Below are 21,268 nucleotides of genomic sequence, written 5' to 3'. Positions count from 1 at the left end.
CGAAATGATAGTATGAGTGAAGAGGTCAACCCCAACTTTAATCCCCTTTTAAGCACAATTTAATCCCCCTTTAATCTGGCATAGATAGTTTTGCTGATATGATAAGGATATTTTCATGGCTCATTCTTTTCTGGGCACTAACAGCCAGTGCAGCCTTCGCACAGCGTGATACCTTGAGCTTAAACTTAAGCCAGGCAGAAAGTCTTTTTTTAAGGAATAATTTCGATTTATTGGCCAGTAATTATGAAATTGATCAGGCAAAAGCAGAAATCATTACGGCAAAACTTTTCGAAAACCCAACGCTAGAATACGAAAACCTTTTTTACAATCACGAAACAAAGAAATTTCTGCAGACCTCATACGCCTATGGCCAATATGCCGGATCTATTTCTCAGCTGTTCAAACTTGCCGGCAAACGAAATAAGAATATCAAACTGGCCCAAACTGGAGTTAAAATGGCCGAATACGAATATTTTGATCTGGTTAGAACACTAAAATTTGAACTCGTTACCACCTTTTACAAAGCCTATTTTGCTGCACAATCGGTTAACGTATATCAGGAACAAATCAGTTCTACCGATCAGTTAGCGAAAGCTTATGACCTTCAATTAAAAATGGGGAATGTTGCAGCAAAAGATGTAATCAGAATTAAATCATTATTGATTAACCTCAAAGCAGAACAGGCTGAATTACTGAATGAACTGGAAGATTACTATAAAGATTTGAAGTTGCTCAGCGGAGTCAACGCTTCCACTTCAATTACTTTAGTTTTAGATAAATCAGTCCTCACCTCCCCCGCTGTAGATAAAATTCCCTATCAGGCATTACTAGATTCAGCAAGGGCCAACCGTGCTGACCTCAAACTAGCCAAAACCAATCTGCTTTACAACGAACGTAATTTAAAGCTTCAAAAAGCAATGGCCATTCCTGACATAGAAGTTGGACTGAGTTACGACCTTAAAGGGAATTATCCAGAAAAATATACCGGTTTAGGCATTAAGATCCCAATTCCCCTTTTCTCCAGAAACCAGGGAGAAATTAAAAAGGCGCAGATTGGCATTACTGCAGCAGGTGTAAATATTAAAAAACAGGAAGCTTTACTGGAAAACGAGGTATTTAACAGCTATAAGACCGCCTTACGTAATGAAAAATTATTTGCAGAGATTGATCCTGCTTTCGGTACCGACTTTAATACACTGGTTTCAAGTCTGATCAAAAATTTCAAGGCAAGGAACATCAGCCTGATCGAATTTTTGGATCTCTACGATGCCTACAAAGAAAACACGCTTCAGCTTAATAAACTTCAATCGGAAAGAATGAGTACTCGCGCTGAACTTAATTATGTAACCGGTTCTAATATTTTTTAAATAAATTTTCATGCAAAATCTCTATAAAAATACGGTAATCATTGCCGCAACCAGTTTATTATTGGCTTGTAGCGAACACAAAACGGCTGCACCAAATGATAAATTTGCCATTACCGATTCTTTGATCAACCGTTTGCTAATTGATACTGTACAGCAGGCAAACAGCAAAACCGAACTGATATTTTCGGCCAAAATTACTGCAAATGAAGAACGCAGGTCAGAACTTTTCCCAATGGTAAGTGGAACAGTAAATCGCGTGGGCGTACGTTTGGGCGATCAGGTTTCGAGCGGACAAACACTGGCTACCCTCACCAGTTCTGAAATGGCGGGTTTTGATAAAGAGGTTATTGCAGCCAATGCCGAACTTAAAAATGCAGAAAGGGCTGTAAAACAAGCCGAGCAACTTTTTCAGAGTGGTTTGTCATCAGCTAAAGAATTGGAAGAAGCCAAAAACGACTATCAGATCAAAAAAGCTGAAGCGAAAAGGGCCAGTTCAGTATTAAAGCTTAATGGTGGAAGCAGTACAGGATTATACGCGATTAAATCGCCGATTAGCGGTTTTGTGATCGAAAAAAATGTTACCCAAAACATGCAGCTGCGTGGTGATAATGATAAAAGCCTTTTTACCATCGCCGATCTCTCTAACGTTTGGGCCATGATCAATATTTACGAGTCGGACATTTCACGTGTTAAAGCAGGAGACGAGGTGAGTTTATCCACCCTATCCTATCCAAATCAAATTTTTAAAGGGAAAATAGAGAAATTATATAACCAGGTTGATCAGGACAGCAAAGTAATGAATGCAAGGGTGGTAATTCCAAATCCTGGCTTCCTGCTCAAGCCGGGCATGCTCGGAACGGTAAAGGTTTCGGCAAATTCTGCCGTTGATCTTCCGGTTTTAAACTCAAGGGCCGTAATTTTCGATGAAAACAAAAATTATGTGCTTGTTTTGGGACAGGATCATAAAGTAAAAATCCAGGAGATCGAAATTGGCCGTAAAACTGCTGACAAAGTCTACGTCAGCAAAGGCGTACAGGCCGGCGACCGCATTATTGCTTCCAAACAGGTTTTCTTGTTCGAGAGCTTGAAAACACAATAGTTTCTTTTCATCATCTTAGATTTTAAAAATGAATAAATTGATAAAAAGCATTATTGGCTTTGCACTGAAGAATAAATATTTCATCTTTTTTGCTACTTTTATCCTAATCCTCGCGGGTTATCTAAGCTTCAAACATACCACGATCGATGCCTTTCCGGATGTAACCAACACCAATATCACCATTATTACCCAATGGCCGGGCCGCAGTGCAGAAGAAGTAGAAAAATTTGTGAGCAGACCATTGGAAATTGCCATGAATCCTACTGAAAAGCGAACCAGTATCCGTTCTTCCTCGCTATTTGGCTTGTCCATTGTAAAAGTAAGTTTCGAAGATGATGTAGATTATGCCGAGGCTCGGGTACAGGTAAATAATCATCTTGACGAAGCCGATCTGCCAGATGGTATTAATCCTGAAGTACAACCACCTTACGGACCGACAGGAGAAATTTTCCGGTATACCCTAACAAGTGATACAAAATCGGTCAGGGAATTAAAAACCTTACAGGATTGGGTTGTACAACGCGAACTCTTATCCGTTTCAGGCATTGCCGATGTGGTGAGCTTTGGTGGAGAGGTTAAAACCTACCAGATTACGGTGGATCCGCAGAAAGCCATTCAATACGGGGTAAGTGCAACTGAACTTTTCGAAGCGGTATCTAAAAGCAATATTAATGTAGGTGGTGATGTAATTGTGCAGAGCGGTCAGGCCTATGTGGTTCGTGGTATCGGCGTGCTCAACAATATAGACGAAATCAAAAATGTAGTTGTTGACAACATCAACGGCACCCCCATTTATGTCAAAACCATTGCTGATGTAGCCGAATCGGCCCTGCCAAGATTGGGTCAGGTTGGCCGCGATAGAGATCCAGATGTAGTAGAGGGCATTATCGTGATGAGAAAAGGCGGCAATCCTTCCGAGGTAATCGCAAGGTTAAAAGAAAAGATCAATACCATCAACAGCACCATTTTGCCCGATGATGTAAAAATCAAACCTTTTTACGATCGCGAAGACCTGGTTAACTACTCCGTACACACGGTAATGGGTAATATGCTCGAAGGGATTTTATTTGTTACGCTGATTGTGTTTCTTTTCATGGCCGATTGGCGCACGACCTTAATCGTTTCGATTATTATCCCATTAGCCTTGCTTTTTGCTTTTATCTGTCTTAAACTAAAGGGTATGCCAGCCAACCTGCTATCCATGGGCGCTATCGATTTCGGGATTATTATAGACGGTGCTGTGGTGATGGTTGAAGGAATTTTTGTCGTGTTAGACGCAAAGGCCCAAAAATTGGGCATGGAAAAGTTCAATAAAATGAGTAAACTCGGTTTTATTAAAAAAGCCAGTCTTGAAAACGGAAAGGGAATTTTATTTGCTAAACTGATCATTATTACTGGTTTGCTACCTATTTTTACATTTGAAAAGGTTGAAGGCAAAATGTTCTCTCCATTGGCCTGGACCTTAAGTTTTGCCTTATTGGGTGCGCTAATTTTAACCTTTACCTTAGTTCCTGCTATGGCCAGCGTGCTCTTGAAAAAAAATGTAAAAGAGAAACATAATATCTTTTTAGAGTGGATTACCAAATCAACCCTCCGATTTTATGATAGCTGTTTTAAAAAAAAGAAACTTGTTTTTAGCATTTCCATTATTGTACTGCTTTTAGGTGCTTTCAGTTTTAAGTTTTTGGGTACCGAATTTCTTCCCAGTTTAGATGAGGGTTCCATTTATGTCCGTGCTACCGGACCTTTAAGTATCTCGTTAGATGAAACCAAAAAACTTTCAAATGAAATGAGAAAGATCTTTTTAAGTTTTGAGGAAGTAAAACAGGTGATGTCGCAAACCGGCCGGCCGAACGATGGAACAGATGCCACCGGTTTTTACAATATGGAATTTCATGTAGATATTTATCCGCGAAAAGAATGGAAACGCAAGCAGAGTAAAGAACAGCTGATTGAACGCATGCAGGAGAAATTAAAGAGCTTTCCTGGCATCAGCCTTAATTTCTCACAACCCATTTCAGACAACGTAGAAGAAGCTGTTTCAGGCGTAAAGGGATCGATAGTGGTGAAATTATTTGGTGAGAACTTTGAATACATTGAACAGGAAGAGGAAAAGATAGAAAGTATTTTAAAAACGGTTGATGGCATTGAAGATTTGGGCATTTTAAGAAATCTCGGTCAGCCCGAACTGCAGATTAACCTTGATCAGAAAAAGATGGCCTTATATGGGGTAAGCACAGCAGATGCTAATGCCGTAATTGAAATGGCTATTGGCGGTAAGGCCGCAACACAGATTTATGAAGGCGAACGCAAATTTGATCTGATTATCCGTTATCCTGAAGATTTTAGGAATGACGAAAGCTCCATTAGTAAATTACGCGTACCTACCCTATCGGGTTCAAATGTTCAATTGGGTGAAATCTCGAGCATTAGCAAGATTACGGGGCCAAGTATGATTTACCGTGATAAACACAAACGTTACGGAGCCATTAAATTCTCAATCCGCGGCCGCGACATGGGGAGTGTAATTGCCGAAGCTCAGCAGAAAGTAAATGCCAAAATCAAATTGCCACAAGGCTATCAGCTGGAGTGGGCTGGCGATTTCGAGAACCAACAAAGGGCTATTGCGAGGTTATCGCAGGCCGTTCCGGTAAGTTTATTATTGATCTTTTTTATCCTTTTTGTGCTCTTTGGAAACATCAAAGATGCGCTATTGGTATTAAACAATGTTCCTTTTGCCATGATTGGCGGGATATTGGCCCTCTTGGCTGCTGGTGTAAATTTTAATATTTCGGCAGGGATCGGTTTTATTGCATTGTTTGGCATCTGTGTGCAGAACGGAGTGATTCTTATTACCCGATTCAAAACCAACATCACAGAACTAAAATACCATCCAAACTGGACTTTTACTGATGCCATGCGCGATGGAATTGCCAGCAGGTTCAGACCAGTATTGATGACAGCTTTAATGGCGGCCATTGGTTTGATGCCTGCAGCACTTTCTACCGGAATCGGTTCAGAAGCTTCAAAACCGTTGGCTATCGTAGTCATTGGCGGGTTGGTTACGAATACTTTATTTAACCTATTTGTTTATCCAATCGTATTTTATTGGTCATACCGCAAAAAGGTAGATAAAATGATGCCAGTACGAATGGATGATGTAAAAATGTAAACTGGATGACGCCATCCATTAGCGATTTGTCATGCAGAGGGATAATTTATTTTATAAAAATCAATGTAAATGACGTAACTAATTACTTATGCCATACAGCCCAGTCTTGCCTCGGCTCACCGCCGCCGAAGGGCTCTTACTTTTTGCATCAAAAAGTAACAAAACCGAGGCACTGCCGAGCTCATTAATGCAAATAAAAACAATAGACAAACATCAATAAAATGCCGGCTGAAAATTTTTCTTTCAAAGCCAGTGGTAGGGCTTGGTCAGTGGAGTCCGAAAAATTAGGCCGGACTTAAGTAGAACGGAGATACAGTGCTAAGGCCGTGTTGGATGGAAATACATATTGCATAAGCAACTAACAATCAAACAATTAATTAATAAAATCAATGGCAGCTATGGCAAATTGCTAAAAGGTATTTTTAAAAGCTAGTTGTTATTAGCTAATGGATTAGCAATACGGTTTAAAACTCTTCTCTACTTTCGTCATAGCAGTTAGGTGAAGGTAATGATGGACTTTCTGTTCGCGCGAGTTCTATTTGGACTTATATTTTGTTTGATAAAATAGTAGCAGACCGAGCTTAGGTTTTATCTTGTAGCCTCCCATGTTCTTCATTTTTTGCTATTTAATTTAAGGATAAATGATTAGATTGCCTCTATCTAATTTAAACTGATCTTAATGAAAAACTCCATCTCTTGCATCATTGTTGATGATGATCCGACCGCAATTCATATTTTGCAAGATCATATTGCAGAAATGCCAAGGTTAAAGGTCAACCGCATATTCACTAAACCAATAGAAGCATTAAGCGAGATTATCACAGAGAGAAGTAAACAGTTAATTTTTTTAGATATCGATATGCCAGCCATGTCTGGCTTACGACTTGCTGATAACCTTAAGCACAAATCACACAACATTATTTTTACCACCTCTTATCCTGAATTTGCACTTGATGCTTTTAAGGTCAGGGCTAAACATTATCTGTTAAAACCTTTTGACATTGAAGATTTCGCAATAGTAGTTAACGAAGTAATTTCAGAGTGTTATGATGCACAGCATCTTGTAAACGAAGATGATGGTGCATTTTTCTTGCGTACAAATGGTGAACGCGGCAGATTGACAAAAGTACTTAAAAAGGATATCATCTACCTTCAGGGATCAAACAACCATGTACACATTTACACGCCAACAAATGATTATTCAGTTTACATGACCATTAAGGAAATGGAAGAAAAACTCCAGCAAAATGAACACTTCTACCGTGTCCATAAGTCATACATCATAAACACCTCCTATGTAAAGGAGATCAATGGACACAAAATCGACCTTGGAAAGTACGAAGTGCTCATGACCCCACAATACAAAGAGGCATTTATGGATCACATTGATAATCAAACCCTTGCATCAAAACGTTTAAGGGGTTGATCGCTGTACACCAGTAAGTGTTGTAATTACTGTTACCGTACTGGTTGTTGGATCAGTTTTTTGAAAGCGGGCATTACCTGCTTTTTCCGAGCGGAAAACAAATGCAGTTTTCCGGGTTGATTTTAGGTCTGTTATTCTTTTCATAAAAGAAAATTAGCCGCCTAAAAACCATCAAAAGAGTACATTACGCAAAGCAATTATTGACTGTTGTGAAACTGAATTTTAACCAAAGAACAAAATGAAGAACTGGCTAAAAAATTATCGCTGGCATATTATTTCATGGGCTACTTTTATTCTATATGAATATCTATTAGTCTCTCTGATTCTCAAAATAAATAGCCCTATAATAAACTATAGTATTCATTACATCATTATCATCACCTTCTTTTACCTACATGCAGAGTTTGTGTTGAAACGGGGTTTGAAAACTCGAAAAGCCGCCTATTTTAGCATCATTATATTGTCTTTGCTGGAAGTTTGCTTATATACATTAGCGTCATACCTTGCGGACCGTTCTCTTTCGAAAGTATTAACCCTTTCTATTGGCAAAATGACAGTAGCAGACTGGAAGCAAATTTCATTAACTATATGGAGAGGTATTTATTTCCTGCTTTTCTCAACAGCCTATTATTTTATTAAAAGCTATATTCATCAGAAACATTTAACTACCAAATTGGAAAAAGAAGCAATTGAAGAAATGTTGAAGCAAAAACAAATAAAACTTGAACTGGCTAATGCTAAAAATGCTTACCTGAAAGCACAAATCAATCCACATTTCTTATTTAACACATTAACTTATATTTATAACAGCACACATAAAAGTGAACCACGTGCTGCAGAAGCGGTAAGATATCTTTCTAAACTCATGCGTTATGCATTGGAATGTGAACACGGACCTGAAATTATGCCGCTTAAAATAGAAATTCGCCAGGTGGAAAATCTTCTTCAGCTCTGTAGAATAAAACAGCCTGACTTGTTTATAGACTTTATTTACGAACAGAAAATCGAATCAATTGAGGTAATTCCGTTACTTTTACTTAGTCTAACCGAAAATATGGTTAAACATGGTAATCTCAGCCAGTCGGAAGATCCTGGAAAGATTATAGTGAAGTTCCATGACGGAATATTTAGTATTCAAACAAGCAATCTGATTAATACAGGATTAAATGATACTGGTTTCCATACCGGCCTTGAAAACATTCGTCATAGATTGCTGCATACCTATGAGGAAAAAGCAAAACTATCCTCGGGTCCTAAAGGCAAATATTTCGAAGTACTAATCACGATCAACCTATCATAACCACCATAATTCTTCTTAAAATTTATTGAATCATGGGATAATCATCATACATTATCAAAGCCAAAAACCGTTAGCTTTGTTCGGATCAACAGTTATTTACTTCGAAACCCCGATAGCTCAGCATTTCGGCATTATGAGAAACAGTTAGGCGAAGATTTAATCTTGCTATAATTTCTTTGGCTTGAGTGATGTTTCGGTGTATATCGTTTATTCCGCGGATTTCAATACCTCCCTGAATCAATTTAAACTTACTGGGTTCAAACTTATCAATAAACTGTTGTAAATCCGGACTAACTTTTACCTGATTGCTTTGCATGATTAATTTAGTTTTATGGCCGCAAATCAACATAATATGTTTTAAGTTATCACTATATCCATATTAAGTTATTAAGAAATGTTCGTCTGGAATTTTTGAAAACTGCCATTGGTTCCACATTGAAACAGCAAGAAGTCCGACTAAGAAGCCAGTTAGTCAGCAAATTTCTACCCATCTGGGAATGTTATAACTTTAGACATAATGATTGATAATATATCACATTTAATTGCACCCTAGTCAGAAAAGCAATACTTTAGCTTAAAAAAGCCAATCAATTAGTTGATAGCAAAAATTTTCCTTAAAATATGATACCCAATACCAAAGTTTTTCTTTCAAGCACGCTTTTCCTGTCACTTTTGTTCAGCTTTTCATCATCAAAGGCACAAATTGTACTCCAGGACAAAAAATTCCACGTAGACACAAGAACATTTTCGAAAACTGATTCTGGCACACTGAAATTGGATATTTATTACAATGGAAAAATAACAGAAACTAAGCCAACGGTACTTTTTATTTTTGGCGGTGGTTTTGTAATGGGCCGCAGAGATAGCAAATTATTTGATCAGTACTTTAATACCTTAATCGCAAACCACTATAAAGTAGTTTCAGTTGATTATCGATTGGGTCTTAAGGGAAAGAAATTTCCTAGTCCATTTAATACTTCAAACTTAAAAGCTGCTATTGATACTGCTACAACAGATGTTTTTGATGCAACGGCTTATCTGATCAGAAATGCAAAAGAGCTCGGGATCGATACGGCCATGATCATCTTATCTGGATCAAGTGCGGGCGCTATTACAGCGCTGCATGCCGACTATAATAAGCGGAATGCCTCCGCATTATCATCCAAATTACCTGGAAATTTTCAATACAAAGGTGTAATCTCTTTTGCCGGGGCAATACTAAGTTATCATGGGGCGCCAAAATATGCCACCCCACCAGCACCAACGATGTTATTTCACGGCACGGCCGATAAACTCGTACCTTACAACAAAGTGAGATTATTAAACAGAGGCTTTTTTGGTTCCAGATATCTCGCTAAAACCTTCAGGAAAAATGGCTACCCATATTATTTTCAGTATGTGCAAGATATGGGTCACGAAATAGCTGGTTCACCAATGATTGAAAACCTACCCGATATCTTATGGTTTATAGACAATTACATCCTAAAGCATAAGCGCTACTTTATGGAAGTAAACTTTAAAGATGAAGACAAAAAACCTACATTTAACATCCCACCTACTTTGATAAAAAGGTAGTATAAATCATATAGTTTCGATCATTTTTCCAATTGAAGCACTGCAACAACAGGCAAATGATCGGAGGCATAACGTTCAGCAATAACCTGGTGTGAAACCACTTTAAATGGACTTCCTGTTTTAAATCCTATATGATCAATTGTTTTCCTTGGATTGATCACAGGAATGGTAAAACCGCAGTCGCTACATGTCCTCGTAAAATTCGAATCAAATATACTGATGGTTTCTAAACCTGGATACGCATTTAAATCACCGGCAAGAATCAGTGGTAAAGTCTCTTTTGCTGTTAATCGGTTAATTTCTTTAGCCTGAAGGATCCGGTTTGCTTCCGAACGTTGTGCATCAAAATGGGTAGATGCGAAACGGACAAAAACCCCTTTAGCAATTTCTACGTTTGCGATAGCCAAAACCCTTTGCTCTGCTTTGACATCGTTATCTTTAGGCAGCCTAAAAGTCTGTTGTACAGATAGCGGGAAGCGTGATAAGATAGCTACACCATAGTCGCCACCATCATGATCAATTGCTTTACCAAAATAAAAATTCATCTTCAGTTTGGATGCCAATAAAACGGCCTGGTTAATACTACCCGATCTTTTGGTATTCACATCTACCTCTTGCAAGGCTACCAGATCTGGTTTTTGTTGTGCTATCACTTGGGCAATGGCATCAACATCGATAACACCTTCTTTCTCTTTTGATGGTGGATTGCAATGGTGAATGTTATAAGACATGACACGCAACACCTTATCAGGATTTAATTCAACTTGTTTGTTGATCCTGGCTGAACAAGCACCCAAAAGACAAACACTTAATATTAAAAAAGAGGGTAATTTCATCTTGATTAAATCCATGAATAAAAGGATATTTATTTAAAGTCCTGATCAGAAATGATTTCTTTTATATTATAAGATTAGTTTTCATTTGCTCCGGCATCCCCGGTTAATATTCGCTCCATCTCAATCATCATCTGTTTTGCCAACCGTTGTTTGGCCTGCAATTTCATTAAATAAGCATCCGCAAATGTTACTTCAAGCTCATCCATAATAAAGGCATATTTTGCCTTAAGTTCTATGAGATCGATTTGAAGCTTTTCTGAAAGATTTTGCATAACACAAAGCTAAAAAAAGCGAAACGAATTTCAGGCTAACTGAATTTATTTTTTAATTTTTTTGCAAAATAAAAAAAAGGCATTTTTTTTAAAACAATCTTTTCGTTCTCTCGTTTATACATTGATTCCGGGGTGGTTTCCGGAAAAGATTTGTTTGGTTAGTTGATTAGGGATCACGCTCATTGTGAATCCCTTTTTTTTTATAAAACTGTTATCAATAGATTGGTCCAAAAAATATTTCTAAATACAATCTTATCAAAATATAATGCAAGAAATCAAATGGGGTATTATTGGATGTGGAGATGTAACTGAAGTTAAAAGCGGACCTGCTTTTAATAAGGTTAAAAACTCTAAATTAGTTGCAGTGATGCGTCGGGATGGTGCCAAAGCTGCTGATTATGCACAACGGCACCAGGTGCCCAAATGGTATGATGACGCCACTCAACTGATTAACGATCCGGAGGTAAACGCTATTTATATTGCTACCCCACCCTTACAGCATGAAACTTATACGATTGAGGCCTTAAAAGCTGGAAAGCCCGTATATGTCGAAAAACCAATGACTTTTGATGCTGCATCTGCTCAACGCATGACAGATGCAGCCCATAAATTTAATGTAAAGCTTTGCGTAGCCCATTACCGCCGGGCCCAACCCATGTTCTTAAAAATTAAAGAACTATTGGCCGAACATCTTATTGGTGATATCCGTTTAGTCCGATTAAAAATGCTCCAGTCGCCCAATACCTCACTTATAGCAAAAACGGCTAACAATTGGCGGATTAACCCGGCCATTTCTGGTGGTGGTTTATTTCATGACCTGGCACCACATCAGTTAGACCTGATGACCTACTATTTTGGTCCTGTAAAAAATGCTACGGGCATGGCTGCCAGGCAACAAAAAGACACTGAAGTAGATGACCTGGTGGTAGGAAATGTCCTCTTTGAAAATGGAGTTGTTTTCAATGGCAACTGGTGTTTCTCTGTAGCGCCACAAGATCAGGCCGATAGTTGCGTCGTTTATGGCTCGCAAGGTCACATCAGTTTCCCGATGTTCGGCAACAAAATTACGGTTACAACCGATAAAAAAACCGAAGAATATGCATTTGAGCCTTTAAAACATGTGCAAAAACCCATGATTGAAAAAGTAGTTGATTACTTTTTAGGTAAAGGACCAAATCCATGCAGCGCTGAAGATGCGTTGATTACGATGAAATTAATGGATGATTTTACCATGAAGTAAAGCGAATACTTCTGATACAATTCGATTGTTTCCGCTTTACAACGCCGATGTCTACTTGTTACACTAATTATCATTATCGGGTATTTGATAACCAGCTATAATAATTTAAACATTTGTTAGCTGCAACACATCCGCAGGGAATTTAATATCAAATCGAGCTAAAGTTTGGAAAGCAAAAGTTTTACCGAAGCCCTTCTTTGATAGTTGGGATCGAAATGGACATACGTAATTTTACCTGAACGATCAATAATATAAGTTGCAGGTACAGGCAGAGTATGCCGGGTATTTCCGTTATTTTCTTCCAAATTTATTCCATAACCTTTGTATTTGGTAAATGTTGCTTCGTCCATAACAAAGTTAACATGGTAGGCTTTCATAATTTTATCATCTTTATCCTGAAGGATAGAAAATCCAGCATTTGTTTTTGTTATGGTTTTAGCAATATTTTCTTTTGTCTCGGGTGTAACGCCGATAATATATGCATCTTTCTCGGTTAACAAGTTTAAAGAATCCTGAAGTTCCTTAATGTGTTTGTTGCAATAAGGGCACCATTGCCCTCGATAAAAAAACAACACCACATTGCGGTGCGCTTTGATTGCATTCTTCAACGTCACTGTTTTGCCGTTTTGATCTACCCCATTAAACAACGGAGCTTTACCTCCCTCTTTTAAACCTTGTTGTGCCTTTGCTTGTACTGTTAAAACAACAGCTATTGCTGTAATTAAGATAGCTCTTTTCATTTCTGTTTTACATTTTTATTCTTAGTCGGACCAAAAGCATTAACCTTACGACAAAAAATCAATTTTTATTTATTTCCTTTTCGATCTTTCCGTTTAATGCTTTTTTAAAGGCATTATCCAGTTTAAAATCATTGTTCCCGAAACTTATAAATACTTTATTAATCAAGATACTTTGCTGTTGATAGGTCCGGCAAACAGTACAACCAACTAAATGAATGTGTAGCTGTAGGTTTTCCACAGCGGTAATTTTTCCAGCAATTTTCTTTTCAGTTAAAAAAGTTGCCTGCTTGCAGTTATTGATTATATTTTTTAATGCACTCATTATTTCATTCCCAGTTTTTTTGAAGACAAGCCCTCAGGTTAAGTTTTGTTCGATGCATGATCACCCAAAAATTAGCATTTGTAAGCTTTAATTCGTTACAGATCAGCTCCGATTCAAGATCGTCCATGTGTTTCATTGAAAACACCGAAAACCATAAACCTGGAAGTTTAGCCAGACAATCATTTAATATAATCCCCAGTTCTTTCATCATAAGCGGATTAAACGCTTCTAAACCAAAAGTCCTTGGATAATTTTTTTCGGTCCAATGCCCTGATTGAGCATCAAAAAAATCATTCAATTCATCTTCTATATGCATTAACTTTAAACCCTTACCTGAACGCTTTCGATAAAAATCGACTATCTTGTTCTTAAGAATAGCAGTTAACCATGTTTTTTCCTTGCTATTGCCCTTAAATTCGTTTAGTTTTTGTAAAGCTGCCAAAAAGGTATCCTGGACTAAATCTTTAGCTATGTTTTCATCCCTCGTTCGCGACATTGCAAAGCCATAAAGGTAATCGGCATATTTTTCTACCCAGCCTAGTGGATACAAATTAGGGCTCTTAACTACATCTTGCTTATCGCTTTCGTGTTGCATGTTCTTGTATTAACTGATATAAATATACTTTTTGTCGTACGAATTGAAATATCCTTACAGATTATTTTACTTTTTTAGCGCCACTCATGTAGCGAGCCCAAAAAAAAATTAAAAAAAAATCGCTTTGTTTTAAAGTAATTCTGAATGTAGAGCGTCTACGGTTAATAACAGACCTAAAAAAATATCGATATGATAGCCGTTTTCAAAACAAATGTAGCTTCAGACAGCGAATTAAACGTAATCAGACCATTGCTAAACAGCCATTTCAAAGAAATTAAATGGAATATTGATTTGTGGGATGCCGATAAAATCCTTCGGGTAGATTCACCAAAAGATTGGACAAAAGAAATCACTGAACTCTTCAACAGCATTGGTTTGCACTGCACCAATCTTGAAATTTTTCATTCAGCGCCTTTTTAATCACGTCATTAAAATCCTGTCATTCAAAAATAAATACGCTTTATTCATCAGTCAGATGGTAACATCTCACTGCACATATCTTTCCTTTTACCTTATACAGTGGTGTTAGGTATTACTATCTGACACTGATAAGCAAATCCAAAATCGATAGTTAATATACAGTTTCACGTGTAATCTAGGTTGAGTTTAATTACTAGTCAGATGACCACATCTGACTGCACAAACATCTTTCCTTTTACCTTTAGCCATTTTCTGGCAGATTATCATTAATTTGCATCATCTACCGCATCAATCCCCATGAAAGAAATTACCGATATTGTAAGGGCATACCAAAAGGCGAATAAAGAAAAGAAAAAAACCGCACTTGCAACGGTTGTTAAGGTTGAAGGTTCTTCTTACCGCAGGCCAGGTGCAAGGATGCTCATTACAGAGGATGGCCAGTTAACAGGAGCCATTAGCGGCGGTTGCCTGGAGGGCGATGCTTTGCGGAAGGCACTTTCTGCAATAGTACAACAAGAAAACAAACTGATTACTTACGATACTACCGACGAAGATGACGCTAAATTTGGTGTACAACTGGGCTGTAATGGTATAGTACATATTCTTTTCGAACCCATCATAGAAAATTATGTGTTAAATCCAATTGCTATTTTAACCGCTTTGCAAAGAAAAAGGGAAAATGCTGTATTAGTAACACTTTTTTCGTTAACAGACAGGCAACAATTAGGCACCGGGATGCTTTTTAAAAATGAACCTGTACTTTCTAGAATTCCAAAATTAATCAGCCATGAAGTAGTCCGGGATGTTCATGAAATTTTTGAAAGTAAAATTTCGGCATTTAAGGTTTATGAGCAAGAGAATAAAAAGATTGATGCCTTTTTGGAACTTATAAAACCGCCCATTTCATTGATAATAGCTGGTGCAGGTAATGATGCCCAGCCTCTGGCCGAAATCGCTTACCTGTTAGGGTGGGAAGTAACCATAATAGACGGAAGGCCAACACATGCCACGCCTCAACGTTTTCCAAATGCAACCAGGATTTTAGTAAGCAAACCGGAAAATGTCTTAGGTCAAATTCAGATAGATGGTCAAACCGCCTTTGTATTGATGACCCATAATTACAATTATGACATCAAATTACTCAAATATCTATTGGATACAAACGCATCATACATTGGTACTTTAGGGCCAAAGAAAAAGTTGCTTAACATGTTAGAAGAATTAAATTTGGCAACACCGATAAATCTCAAACGGATACACGGACCAATTGGGCTGGATATCGGCGCAGAGACTGCAGAAGAAATTGCTATTTCTATCCTCGCAGAAATTAAATCTGTTTTTTCAAACGCTTCTGCTATGTTTTTAAAGGATAAGAAGCAACCGATCCACGTTTACGAATAATCTATAATTACATTGGGAACAGGCATCATCATATTGGCAGGCGGCAATTCCTCACGTTTGGGAAAACCAAAACAGCTTTTGGATTATAAAGGAAAAACACTCCTGCAAACGGTAATCAATGAAGCTTTAGCAACAGATTGCAAACCTATCATTGTTGTGTTAGGCGCCCATGCTCAAGAAATAGCTGCCCAACACCGGCATAATAAGATCAACATTGTTATAAATGAAGGTTGGAAAACCGGAATGGCCTCAAGTATTGTTGCTGGCTTATCAACCATCATCAAAAATAATAGTGAAATAGAAAGTATTATTATCGCTGTGGCTGACCAAGCTTTTATAAAAAAGCGTAACTTTAATAGTTTAATGGAGAAGCAAAAAGAAACGGGCAAAAACATCATCGCCAGTACATACAATGGAACGATAGGAACACCTGTTTTCTTCAGAAAAGAGTATTTTAAAGCGCTTTTATCGCTCAAAGGAGCGGAAGGAGCAAAAAATATATTAAAGGAATATCGTCATGATCTGGAGACTGTGGTTTTTGAACGAGGAGAAATTGACATTGATACAGAAACAGATTATAATCATTTAATTGGCGGGCAATGATAGCAGATTCTTTCGGAAGAGTACACGACTACTTGCGGATATCCCTTACCGATAACTGCAATTTTCGCTGTTTTTATTGCATGCCAGAAGAAGAATACGATTTTACGCCTGCCTCTAGGCTCATGCAAACCGATGAAATCATTAAACTCGCGGAAATATTCGTGGCGAATGGTGTAAAAAAAATCAGGCTAACCGGCGGTGAACCACTGGTAAGGAAAGATGCCACACAAATTATTGCGGCACTGGGTAAACTTCCTGTTGAGCTTGTGATCACTACAAACGGAACCCGCATTGCAGAAATGTTACCTGCATTAAAGGAAGCAGGCATTAAAACCATCAATATCAGCTTAGATACTTTGCAACCTGAAAAGTTTTTTATGATTACAAGACGGGATGTCTTCCACAAGGTACGCAGCAATATCGAACTACTTTTGCAGCATAAGATCAAGGTGAAAATAAATATGGTGGTGATGAAGGGGCTTAACGATAACGAGATCAACGATTTCATCAGCTGGACCAAATACAATCCTATCCAAATCAGGTTTATTGAATTTATGCCTTTTAGCGGAAACAAATGGACAAGTAACCAAATGTTTTCTCTGAATGAAATACTGGCCGTGGTAGAAAAAAAATTTTCAATTTTATCTGTTAAAGGAGAACCGCACGATACGGCCAAAAGTTTTATGATTCCGGGCCATGAAGGTTCGTTTGCCGTTATCAGTACCATGACCCACCCTTTTTGCGATACCTGTAACCGCATGCGCTTAACTGCGGATGGGAAACTAAAAAACTGCCTGTTTTCGGATAGCGAAACCGATCTGCTTAGCGCATTGCGAAAAAAGGAAGATGTGATTCCCTTAATTCAATCGGCTATTTTAGCCAAAAAGGAGGCATTAGGCGGACAGTTATTGAACGATTTCAAAAAAATTGATGCAACTACCATTCAAAACAGAAGTATGATTACCATTGGAGGATAATATTTTCATGATTAGCGTTAAAGAAGCAAAACATCTTATTTCTCAACACATCATCGCATTAAATCCCATTTCAGTTGATTTGGCAAAAGCATCGGGCCATATTCTCGCAGCTAATATTTATGCTAAATATGATATTCCGGCGTTTAAGCAATCATCCATGGATGGTTATGCCTTAAAGTTTGATGATCATAAACAAACGCTTCGCTTGATTGGCGAAATGGCTGCCGGAACAGCAAATAAAATCACCATCCAAAACGGTGAAACCAGTAGAATATTTACAGGCGCTCCATTGCCTACAGGTGCTGATACGGTTGTGATGCAGGAAAAAATTACGAGTATAGATGGAAATATCATTTTAAACGACCCAAACTTAAAACCCGGCTTAAACGTTAGGGATAAAGGTTCTGAAATTAAAGCTGGCGCGTTGGCCATGGAAAAAGGAGATTTTCTTAGTCCTGCAGCTATCGGATTTCTCGCAGGTATCGGTATTAATGAAGTTGGTGTTTACCCTATGCCCAGGATTTCGATAGTTGTAACAGGAAAAGAATTACAACAGCCTGTAAAAGTCCTGGAATTTGGACAGGTGTATGAATCGAATTCCTATTCGCTTTCTGCTGCTTTAAAACATGAGGGAATTGAACAGATCAAAGTTTATAAAGCCGATGATGACCTAGTGATTCTTAAAAAAGTACTAGAAACTGCAATGCAGGATAGCGATGTTGTACTGCTAACCGGAGGGGTAAGTGTAGGTGAATATGATTTTGTAATCGAAGCCGCCTCAAATTGCGGCATCAAACAGATTTTCCATAAGGTTAAACAGAAACCCGGCAAACCTTTGTTCTTTGGCACAAAGGATCAAAAACTGATATTCGGACTCCCTGGAAACCCTTCATCTGTACTTAGTTGCTACTATAATTATGTGTTACCGGCCATCAAAGCCTTATCTCATAAAAGCAATAGTATAATTGAAGTTCAGGCCAGGCTAACACATGCTTATACTAAACCTTTAGGCTTAACACACTTCTTGAAAGGCAAATATGAAAATGGATTAGTTACCCCACTCCAAGCACAGGAATCTTATCGTTTAAGCTCTTTTGCACAGGCCAATTGCCTCATCTGCCTGGATGAAACAAAAGAATACTTTAAAGAAAACGAAATCTTAACCGCATTGATTTTACCCAGCTAAACCATGCAAGAAAGCTTCATACTATTTTACTGTTTACTTTTTATAGTTGCTTTTTTGTACGCGTCAGTTGGACATGGCGGAGCGAGTGGCTATTTAGCGCTCATGGCTATTTTTGCCATTTCACCATCCATAATGAAACCTACCGCACTGCTGCTCAACCTGTTTGTTTCTTCTACTTCGTTTATTCAATTTTACCGTGGTGGTCATTTTAAATGGAAAACCTTTTGGCCTTTTGCACTGGCCTCTATCCCCCTTTCTTTTGTAGGAGGTATGATGGTTATCCAAAGTGCTGTTTATAAAAGAATTTTAGGACTGCTTCTACTGATCCCCGTTATCCGTTTTTTCTTTTTTAAAAATACCGATCCTAAAGATTTCAAATCCTCAAATATCCCCTTATCGCTCACTATTGGAGGCATTATCGGCTTACTTTCAGGTATGATCGGTATCGGGGGTGGAATTATCCTTTCTCCCATCCTATTGCTATTAAAATGGACAGATCAAAAACAGACCGCAGCCATAAGTGCAGCATTTATTTTTGTTAATTCGGTTGCGGGTTTAGGTGGCCAGCTAACAAAGGGGTTCGAATTTAATAACCATATGCTCGCATATGTTGGAGTGGCTTTTGCCGGGGGAATTTGTGGTGCTTACTTTGGTGCTTTAAAATTCCCACAAACCGTTCTAAAAAATGTGCTGGCCTGCGTGCTAGCCTTAGCCGCTTACAAATTACTATTTACACATGCCTAATCTGATCGAAAGTCATTATCGTTCAGATTCGATGGAAATGATTGAGAAAGTAAGTGATTTTCAATCGAAGAAAGATTTATCAAGCCATTTAACTAGTATTTTAAGCAATTTAAATACTTATAAATCCGTTATTTGAATTGAATGACAATTTTCAATCCATCATTTTACATAAAAGTAGCATCTTAAAAGTAAATTAGCAGCATGGAAATTGAAATTATCAGTTTTGGCCAGATTACCGAATTCATCAATAATCAAAAAATTGAAATTGATGGCATTGCTGATACCGATGCCTTTAAAAAATACATCGAAAATCGGTTTCCGGCTTTGAAAGACTTGAAATACAAACTTGCCCTGAACAAGAATATTGTTCAACAAAATACTGAAATTACAAACCAGGCTACAATAGCCATTATGCCGCCTTTTTCTGGTGGTTAAGGAATATGAGTGCAGCGCGATACAACAGACAGATTATCCTGAAAGGATTTGGGGAAGAAGCACAGCAAAGGCTTTTAAGGGCAAAAGTTCTCGTTATTGGTGCTGGTGGCCTGGGCTGTCCGGCATTGCAATACTTAGCTGCTGCCGGCATCGGCCATATTGGTATAGTGGATGATGATACCATTTCATTATCCAATTTACATAGACAGATCCTTTTTACAACGGCTGATATTGGAAAGCTGAAGGTAGAGGTAGCGGCAAAGCGACTACAGGATATGAATCCCCAGATCGGGATTATCCGCCATCCCATCCGTTTGCAGAAAAACAGTATTCTCGATATTTTATCCAGATATGATTACATATTAGACGGGACAGACAATTTTGAATCCAGATACCTGATTAATGATGCCTGTGCTCTATTGAACAAACCGTTGATATTTGCCGCAGTATCAGGTTTCGAAGGCCAGTTAGCTATATTTAATGTTCCTGACCATTTGACTCCCAGTACCAATTACCGAGACCTCTTCCCTATTCCGCCAGATAAAGACGAAGTGCCAAATTGTGCCGACAATGGTGTTATTGGTGTATTACCGGGTGTTTTAGGTACGATGGCTGCTGCAGAAACCATCAAACTGATTGCTAAAATCGGGCTAACTTTGACCAATAAAATATTAAGTTACAATTTACTTACACAAGAACAATATACCATCAACATCACTCATGGCGAAGGTTATACTCTACCTAAAACCGTTGATGAATTTTTAGATATGGATTATCAGGACACGAGCGAAGGACCGCAGGGCTATATAGAAATTGATGCCACTGAACTGGTTAAACTTCAGCAGTTAGAATCGACAATTTTAATCGATGTACGCGAGAGACACGAAGTACCAGTATTGGATAAACAAATATTCACACAGGTACCCATGTCGGAATTTGGAGCCTTTATAGGCAAAGAATTTTTTCAAAAAAATGTGGTGTTAATCTGCCAACATGGCGTCAGAAGCGTAGCTGCAGCAGAAGCCATGCAGGAAAAATATGGTGATACCAAAAAGATTTATAGTTTAAAAGGTGGAATCATCAAATGGAGAGATCATTTTCTCAAATCTTAACATGAGCGAAAAAAAAATAAAAAATATATTTGTTAACGGCCCAATAGCACCCGCTTTTATAGCCGATAGCATTGCCAAACATAGTAGTAAAACAGCCATTGGCGGCCATAGTATTTTTATGGGCCAGGTAAGAAAAGATGAAATTGAGGGCAAATTTGTTGCAGCTATAGATTACACTGCATACGAAGACCTGGCCCTCGAAAAAATGCATCAGATCAGGGAAGATATTTTCGAAAAACATCCTTTAAACTGTATGCATATTTATCATAGCTTAGGCAGGGTTAAAGCAGGCGAAATCTGCCTATTCGTTTTTACTTCATCGGCACATCGTAAACCTGCAATAGCAGCCTGTAGCGAAGTTGTTGACCGCTTAAAAGCAGAATTGCCCATCTGGGGAAAAGAAATATTCGAAGACGAGACTCACCAGTGGAAAGAAAATATTTGAC

23 protein-coding genes are annotated in these 21,268 nt (G+C 38.2%); 16 read left to right on the top strand and 7 right to left on the bottom strand.

All coding sequences use genetic code 11. The features are described 5' to 3' along the window. Window positions 1-98: 98 nt before the first annotated feature. The 4 genes from PGN18_RS17815 to PGN18_RS17800 all read left to right on the top strand — a co-directional run bounded on the left by PGN18_RS17815 (window position 99) and on the right by PGN18_RS17800 (window position 7,064). Window positions 99-1,367 (top strand): TolC family protein, encoded by a 1,269-nt coding sequence (locus PGN18_RS17815; RefSeq protein WP_335320949.1) that lies wholly within the window; start codon window positions 99-101, stop codon window positions 1,365-1,367. A gap of 10 nt (window positions 1,368-1,377) precedes the next feature. After that, window positions 1,378-2,466: an efflux RND transporter periplasmic adaptor subunit gene (locus PGN18_RS17810; RefSeq protein ID WP_335320948.1), complete on the top strand. Its 1,089-nt coding sequence runs from the start codon at window positions 1,378-1,380 to the stop codon at window positions 2,464-2,466. A gap of 28 nt (window positions 2,467-2,494) precedes the next feature. Next, complete coding sequence (locus PGN18_RS17805) at window positions 2,495-5,638, top strand: efflux RND transporter permease subunit (RefSeq protein ID WP_335320947.1); 3,144 nt, start codon at window positions 2,495-2,497, stop codon at window positions 5,636-5,638. 679 nt (window positions 5,639-6,317) lie between these two features. Continuing rightward, on the top strand, window positions 6,318-7,064 hold the full coding sequence (locus tag PGN18_RS17800; protein ID WP_335320946.1) for a LytR/AlgR family response regulator transcription factor: 747 nt from the start codon (window positions 6,318-6,320) through the stop codon (window positions 7,062-7,064). Here the strand turns inward: PGN18_RS17800 and PGN18_RS17795 are convergent. Next, window positions 7,053-7,208 (bottom strand): hypothetical protein, encoded by a 156-nt coding sequence (locus PGN18_RS17795; protein WP_335320945.1) that lies wholly within the window; start codon window positions 7,206-7,208, stop codon window positions 7,053-7,055. The genes PGN18_RS17800 and PGN18_RS17795 overlap by 12 nt on opposite strands. A 94-nt stretch (window positions 7,209-7,302) precedes the next feature. Between PGN18_RS17795 and PGN18_RS17790 the strand changes: the two genes are divergently transcribed. Next, a complete protein-coding gene (locus PGN18_RS17790; protein WP_335320944.1) occupies window positions 7,303-8,364 on the top strand; it encodes a sensor histidine kinase in 1,062 nt (353 codons plus the stop codon). Window positions 8,365-8,449: 85 nt separating this feature from the next. Here PGN18_RS17790 and PGN18_RS17785 read toward each other — a convergent pair whose 3' ends face one another. Next, complete coding sequence (locus PGN18_RS17785) at window positions 8,450-8,680, bottom strand: hypothetical protein (RefSeq protein ID WP_335320943.1); 231 nt, start codon at window positions 8,678-8,680, stop codon at window positions 8,450-8,452. A 305-nt stretch (window positions 8,681-8,985) separates the two neighbouring features. On the opposite strand from PGN18_RS17785, the gene PGN18_RS17780 reads away from it, so the two are divergent. After that, window positions 8,986-9,939, top strand: coding sequence for an alpha/beta hydrolase (locus tag PGN18_RS17780; RefSeq protein ID WP_335320942.1), 954 nt, complete (start codon window positions 8,986-8,988; stop codon window positions 9,937-9,939). Between the two features lie 20 nt (window positions 9,940-9,959). Here the strand turns inward: PGN18_RS17780 and PGN18_RS17775 are convergent, their stop codons facing one another. Next, window positions 9,960-10,775 (bottom strand): endonuclease/exonuclease/phosphatase family protein, encoded by an 816-nt coding sequence (locus PGN18_RS17775; protein ID WP_335320941.1) that lies wholly within the window; start codon window positions 10,773-10,775, stop codon window positions 9,960-9,962. Window positions 10,776-10,849: 74 nt separating this feature from the next. Continuing rightward, a complete protein-coding gene (locus tag PGN18_RS17770; RefSeq protein WP_335320940.1) occupies window positions 10,850-11,047 on the bottom strand; it encodes a hypothetical protein in 198 nt (65 codons plus the stop codon). A 265-nt stretch (window positions 11,048-11,312) separates the two neighbouring features. Between PGN18_RS17770 and PGN18_RS17765 the strand changes: the two genes are divergently transcribed. Beyond that, entirely contained in the window at window positions 11,313-12,287 is a 975-nt protein-coding gene (locus PGN18_RS17765) for a Gfo/Idh/MocA family protein (protein WP_335320939.1), read from the top strand. Window positions 12,288-12,445: 158 nt separating this feature from the next. Here PGN18_RS17765 and PGN18_RS17760 read toward each other — a convergent pair whose 3' ends face one another. From PGN18_RS17760 to PGN18_RS17750, 3 genes are read right to left on the bottom strand one after another with little or no spacing between them, the layout of a single operon-like run. Next, the gene (locus PGN18_RS17760) at window positions 12,446-13,027 is read right to left on the bottom strand and encodes a peroxiredoxin family protein (RefSeq protein WP_335320938.1); all 582 of its coding nucleotides are present in this window, start codon (window positions 13,025-13,027) and stop codon (window positions 12,446-12,448) included. Window positions 13,028-13,085: 58 nt separating this feature from the next. Further along, entirely contained in the window at window positions 13,086-13,349 is a 264-nt protein-coding gene (locus tag PGN18_RS17755) for a hypothetical protein (protein ID WP_335320937.1), read from the bottom strand. Between the two features lie 4 nt (window positions 13,350-13,353). Further along, on the bottom strand, window positions 13,354-13,944 hold the full coding sequence (locus tag PGN18_RS17750; RefSeq protein ID WP_335320936.1) for a sigma-70 family RNA polymerase sigma factor: 591 nt from the start codon (window positions 13,942-13,944) through the stop codon (window positions 13,354-13,356). Between the two features lie 189 nt (window positions 13,945-14,133). On the opposite strand from PGN18_RS17750, the gene PGN18_RS17745 reads away from it, so the two are divergent. The 9 genes from PGN18_RS17745 (at window position 14,134) to PGN18_RS17705 (ending at window position 21,267) form a co-directional block, all read left to right on the top strand. Next, the gene (locus PGN18_RS17745; protein WP_335320935.1) at window positions 14,134-14,364 is read left to right on the top strand and encodes a hypothetical protein; all 231 of its coding nucleotides are present in this window, start codon (window positions 14,134-14,136) and stop codon (window positions 14,362-14,364) included. A gap of 297 nt (window positions 14,365-14,661) precedes the next feature. Beyond that, window positions 14,662-15,765, top strand: coding sequence for an XdhC family protein (locus PGN18_RS17740; protein WP_335320934.1), 1,104 nt, complete (start codon window positions 14,662-14,664; stop codon window positions 15,763-15,765). Window positions 15,766-15,777: 12 nt separating this feature from the next. Continuing rightward, window positions 15,778-16,368, top strand: a complete 591-nt coding sequence (locus tag PGN18_RS17735) for a nucleotidyltransferase family protein (protein ID WP_335320933.1) — start codon at window positions 15,778-15,780, stop codon at window positions 16,366-16,368. Further along, window positions 16,365-17,345 (top strand): GTP 3',8-cyclase MoaA, encoded by a 981-nt coding sequence (gene moaA / locus PGN18_RS17730; RefSeq protein ID WP_335320932.1) that lies wholly within the window; start codon window positions 16,365-16,367, stop codon window positions 17,343-17,345. The genes PGN18_RS17735 and moaA overlap by 4 nt, the downstream gene beginning before the upstream one ends. 7 nt (window positions 17,346-17,352) lie before the next feature. Next, complete coding sequence (locus PGN18_RS17725) at window positions 17,353-18,531, top strand: molybdopterin molybdotransferase MoeA (RefSeq protein ID WP_335320931.1); 1,179 nt, start codon at window positions 17,353-17,355, stop codon at window positions 18,529-18,531. Window positions 18,532-18,534: 3 nt separating this feature from the next. Further along, window positions 18,535-19,275 carry a sulfite exporter TauE/SafE family protein gene (locus PGN18_RS17720; RefSeq protein ID WP_335320930.1) on the top strand — a complete coding sequence of 247 codons (741 nt, stop codon included), beginning with the start codon at window positions 18,535-18,537 and terminating at the stop codon, window positions 19,273-19,275. 201 nt (window positions 19,276-19,476) lie between these two features. Continuing rightward, entirely contained in the window at window positions 19,477-19,710 is a 234-nt protein-coding gene (locus PGN18_RS17715; RefSeq protein WP_335320929.1) for a MoaD/ThiS family protein, read from the top strand. A 5-nt stretch (window positions 19,711-19,715) separates the two neighbouring features. Continuing rightward, window positions 19,716-20,822 carry a ThiF family adenylyltransferase gene (locus tag PGN18_RS17710; RefSeq protein WP_335320928.1) on the top strand — a complete coding sequence of 369 codons (1,107 nt, stop codon included), beginning with the start codon at window positions 19,716-19,718 and terminating at the stop codon, window positions 20,820-20,822. 1 nt (window position 20,823) lies between these two features. After that, entirely contained in the window at window positions 20,824-21,267 is a 444-nt protein-coding gene (locus PGN18_RS17705; RefSeq protein WP_335320927.1) for a molybdenum cofactor biosynthesis protein MoaE, read from the top strand. Window position 21,268: the final 1 nt, after the last annotated feature.

It is taken from the genome of Pedobacter terrae (assembly GCF_036946585.1).
GTDB classification, from domain to species: domain Bacteria; phylum Bacteroidota; class Bacteroidia; order Sphingobacteriales; family Sphingobacteriaceae; genus Pedobacter; species Pedobacter terrae_C.
The sequence above is the reverse complement of the archived record's forward strand: the minus strand, read 5'-3'. Positions and strand labels throughout refer to the sequence as shown.

Excerpts from the sequence above, each read along its gene's own strand:
- PGN18_RS17710 (WP_335320928.1), top strand. The coding sequence starts at position 19,716 with ATGAGTGCAGCGCGATACAACAGACAGATTATCCTGAAAGGATTTGGG.
- PGN18_RS17775 (WP_335320941.1), bottom strand. The coding sequence starts at position 10,775 with ATGAAATTACCCTCTTTTTTAATATTAAGTGTTTGTCTTTTGGGTGCT.
- PGN18_RS17770 (WP_335320940.1), bottom strand. The coding sequence starts at position 11,047 with ATGCAAAATCTTTCAGAAAAGCTTCAAATCGATCTCATAGAACTTAAG.
- PGN18_RS17765 (WP_335320939.1), top strand. The coding sequence starts at position 11,313 with ATGCAAGAAATCAAATGGGGTATTATTGGATGTGGAGATGTAACTGAA.
- PGN18_RS17755 (WP_335320937.1), bottom strand. The coding sequence starts at position 13,349 with ATGAGTGCATTAAAAAATATAATCAATAACTGCAAGCAGGCAACTTTT.
- PGN18_RS17750 (WP_335320936.1), bottom strand. The coding sequence starts at position 13,944 with ATGCAACACGAAAGCGATAAGCAAGATGTAGTTAAGAGCCCTAATTTG.
- PGN18_RS17815 (WP_335320949.1), top strand. The coding sequence starts at position 99 with ATGATAAGGATATTTTCATGGCTCATTCTTTTCTGGGCACTAACAGCC.
- PGN18_RS17795 (WP_335320945.1), bottom strand. The coding sequence starts at position 7,208 with ATGAAAAGAATAACAGACCTAAAATCAACCCGGAAAACTGCATTTGTT.
- PGN18_RS17740 (WP_335320934.1), top strand. The coding sequence starts at position 14,662 with ATGAAAGAAATTACCGATATTGTAAGGGCATACCAAAAGGCGAATAAA.
- PGN18_RS17760 (WP_335320938.1), bottom strand. The coding sequence starts at position 13,027 with ATGAAAAGAGCTATCTTAATTACAGCAATAGCTGTTGTTTTAACAGTA.
- PGN18_RS17780 (WP_335320942.1), top strand. The coding sequence starts at position 8,986 with ATGATACCCAATACCAAAGTTTTTCTTTCAAGCACGCTTTTCCTGTCA.
- PGN18_RS17785 (WP_335320943.1), bottom strand. The coding sequence starts at position 8,680 with ATGCAAAGCAATCAGGTAAAAGTTAGTCCGGATTTACAACAGTTTATT.
- moaA (WP_335320932.1), top strand. The coding sequence starts at position 16,365 with ATGATAGCAGATTCTTTCGGAAGAGTACACGACTACTTGCGGATATCC.
- PGN18_RS17810 (WP_335320948.1), top strand. The coding sequence starts at position 1,378 with ATGCAAAATCTCTATAAAAATACGGTAATCATTGCCGCAACCAGTTTA.
- PGN18_RS17745 (WP_335320935.1), top strand. The coding sequence starts at position 14,134 with ATGATAGCCGTTTTCAAAACAAATGTAGCTTCAGACAGCGAATTAAAC.
- PGN18_RS17725 (WP_335320931.1), top strand. The coding sequence starts at position 17,353 with ATGATTAGCGTTAAAGAAGCAAAACATCTTATTTCTCAACACATCATC.
- PGN18_RS17805 (WP_335320947.1), top strand. The coding sequence starts at position 2,495 with ATGAATAAATTGATAAAAAGCATTATTGGCTTTGCACTGAAGAATAAA.
- PGN18_RS17720 (WP_335320930.1), top strand. The coding sequence starts at position 18,535 with ATGCAAGAAAGCTTCATACTATTTTACTGTTTACTTTTTATAGTTGCT.
- PGN18_RS17790 (WP_335320944.1), top strand. The coding sequence starts at position 7,303 with ATGAAGAACTGGCTAAAAAATTATCGCTGGCATATTATTTCATGGGCT.
- PGN18_RS17715 (WP_335320929.1), top strand. The coding sequence starts at position 19,477 with ATGGAAATTGAAATTATCAGTTTTGGCCAGATTACCGAATTCATCAAT.
- PGN18_RS17705 (WP_335320927.1), top strand. The coding sequence starts at position 20,824 with ATGAGCGAAAAAAAAATAAAAAATATATTTGTTAACGGCCCAATAGCA.
- PGN18_RS17800 (WP_335320946.1), top strand. The coding sequence starts at position 6,318 with ATGAAAAACTCCATCTCTTGCATCATTGTTGATGATGATCCGACCGCA.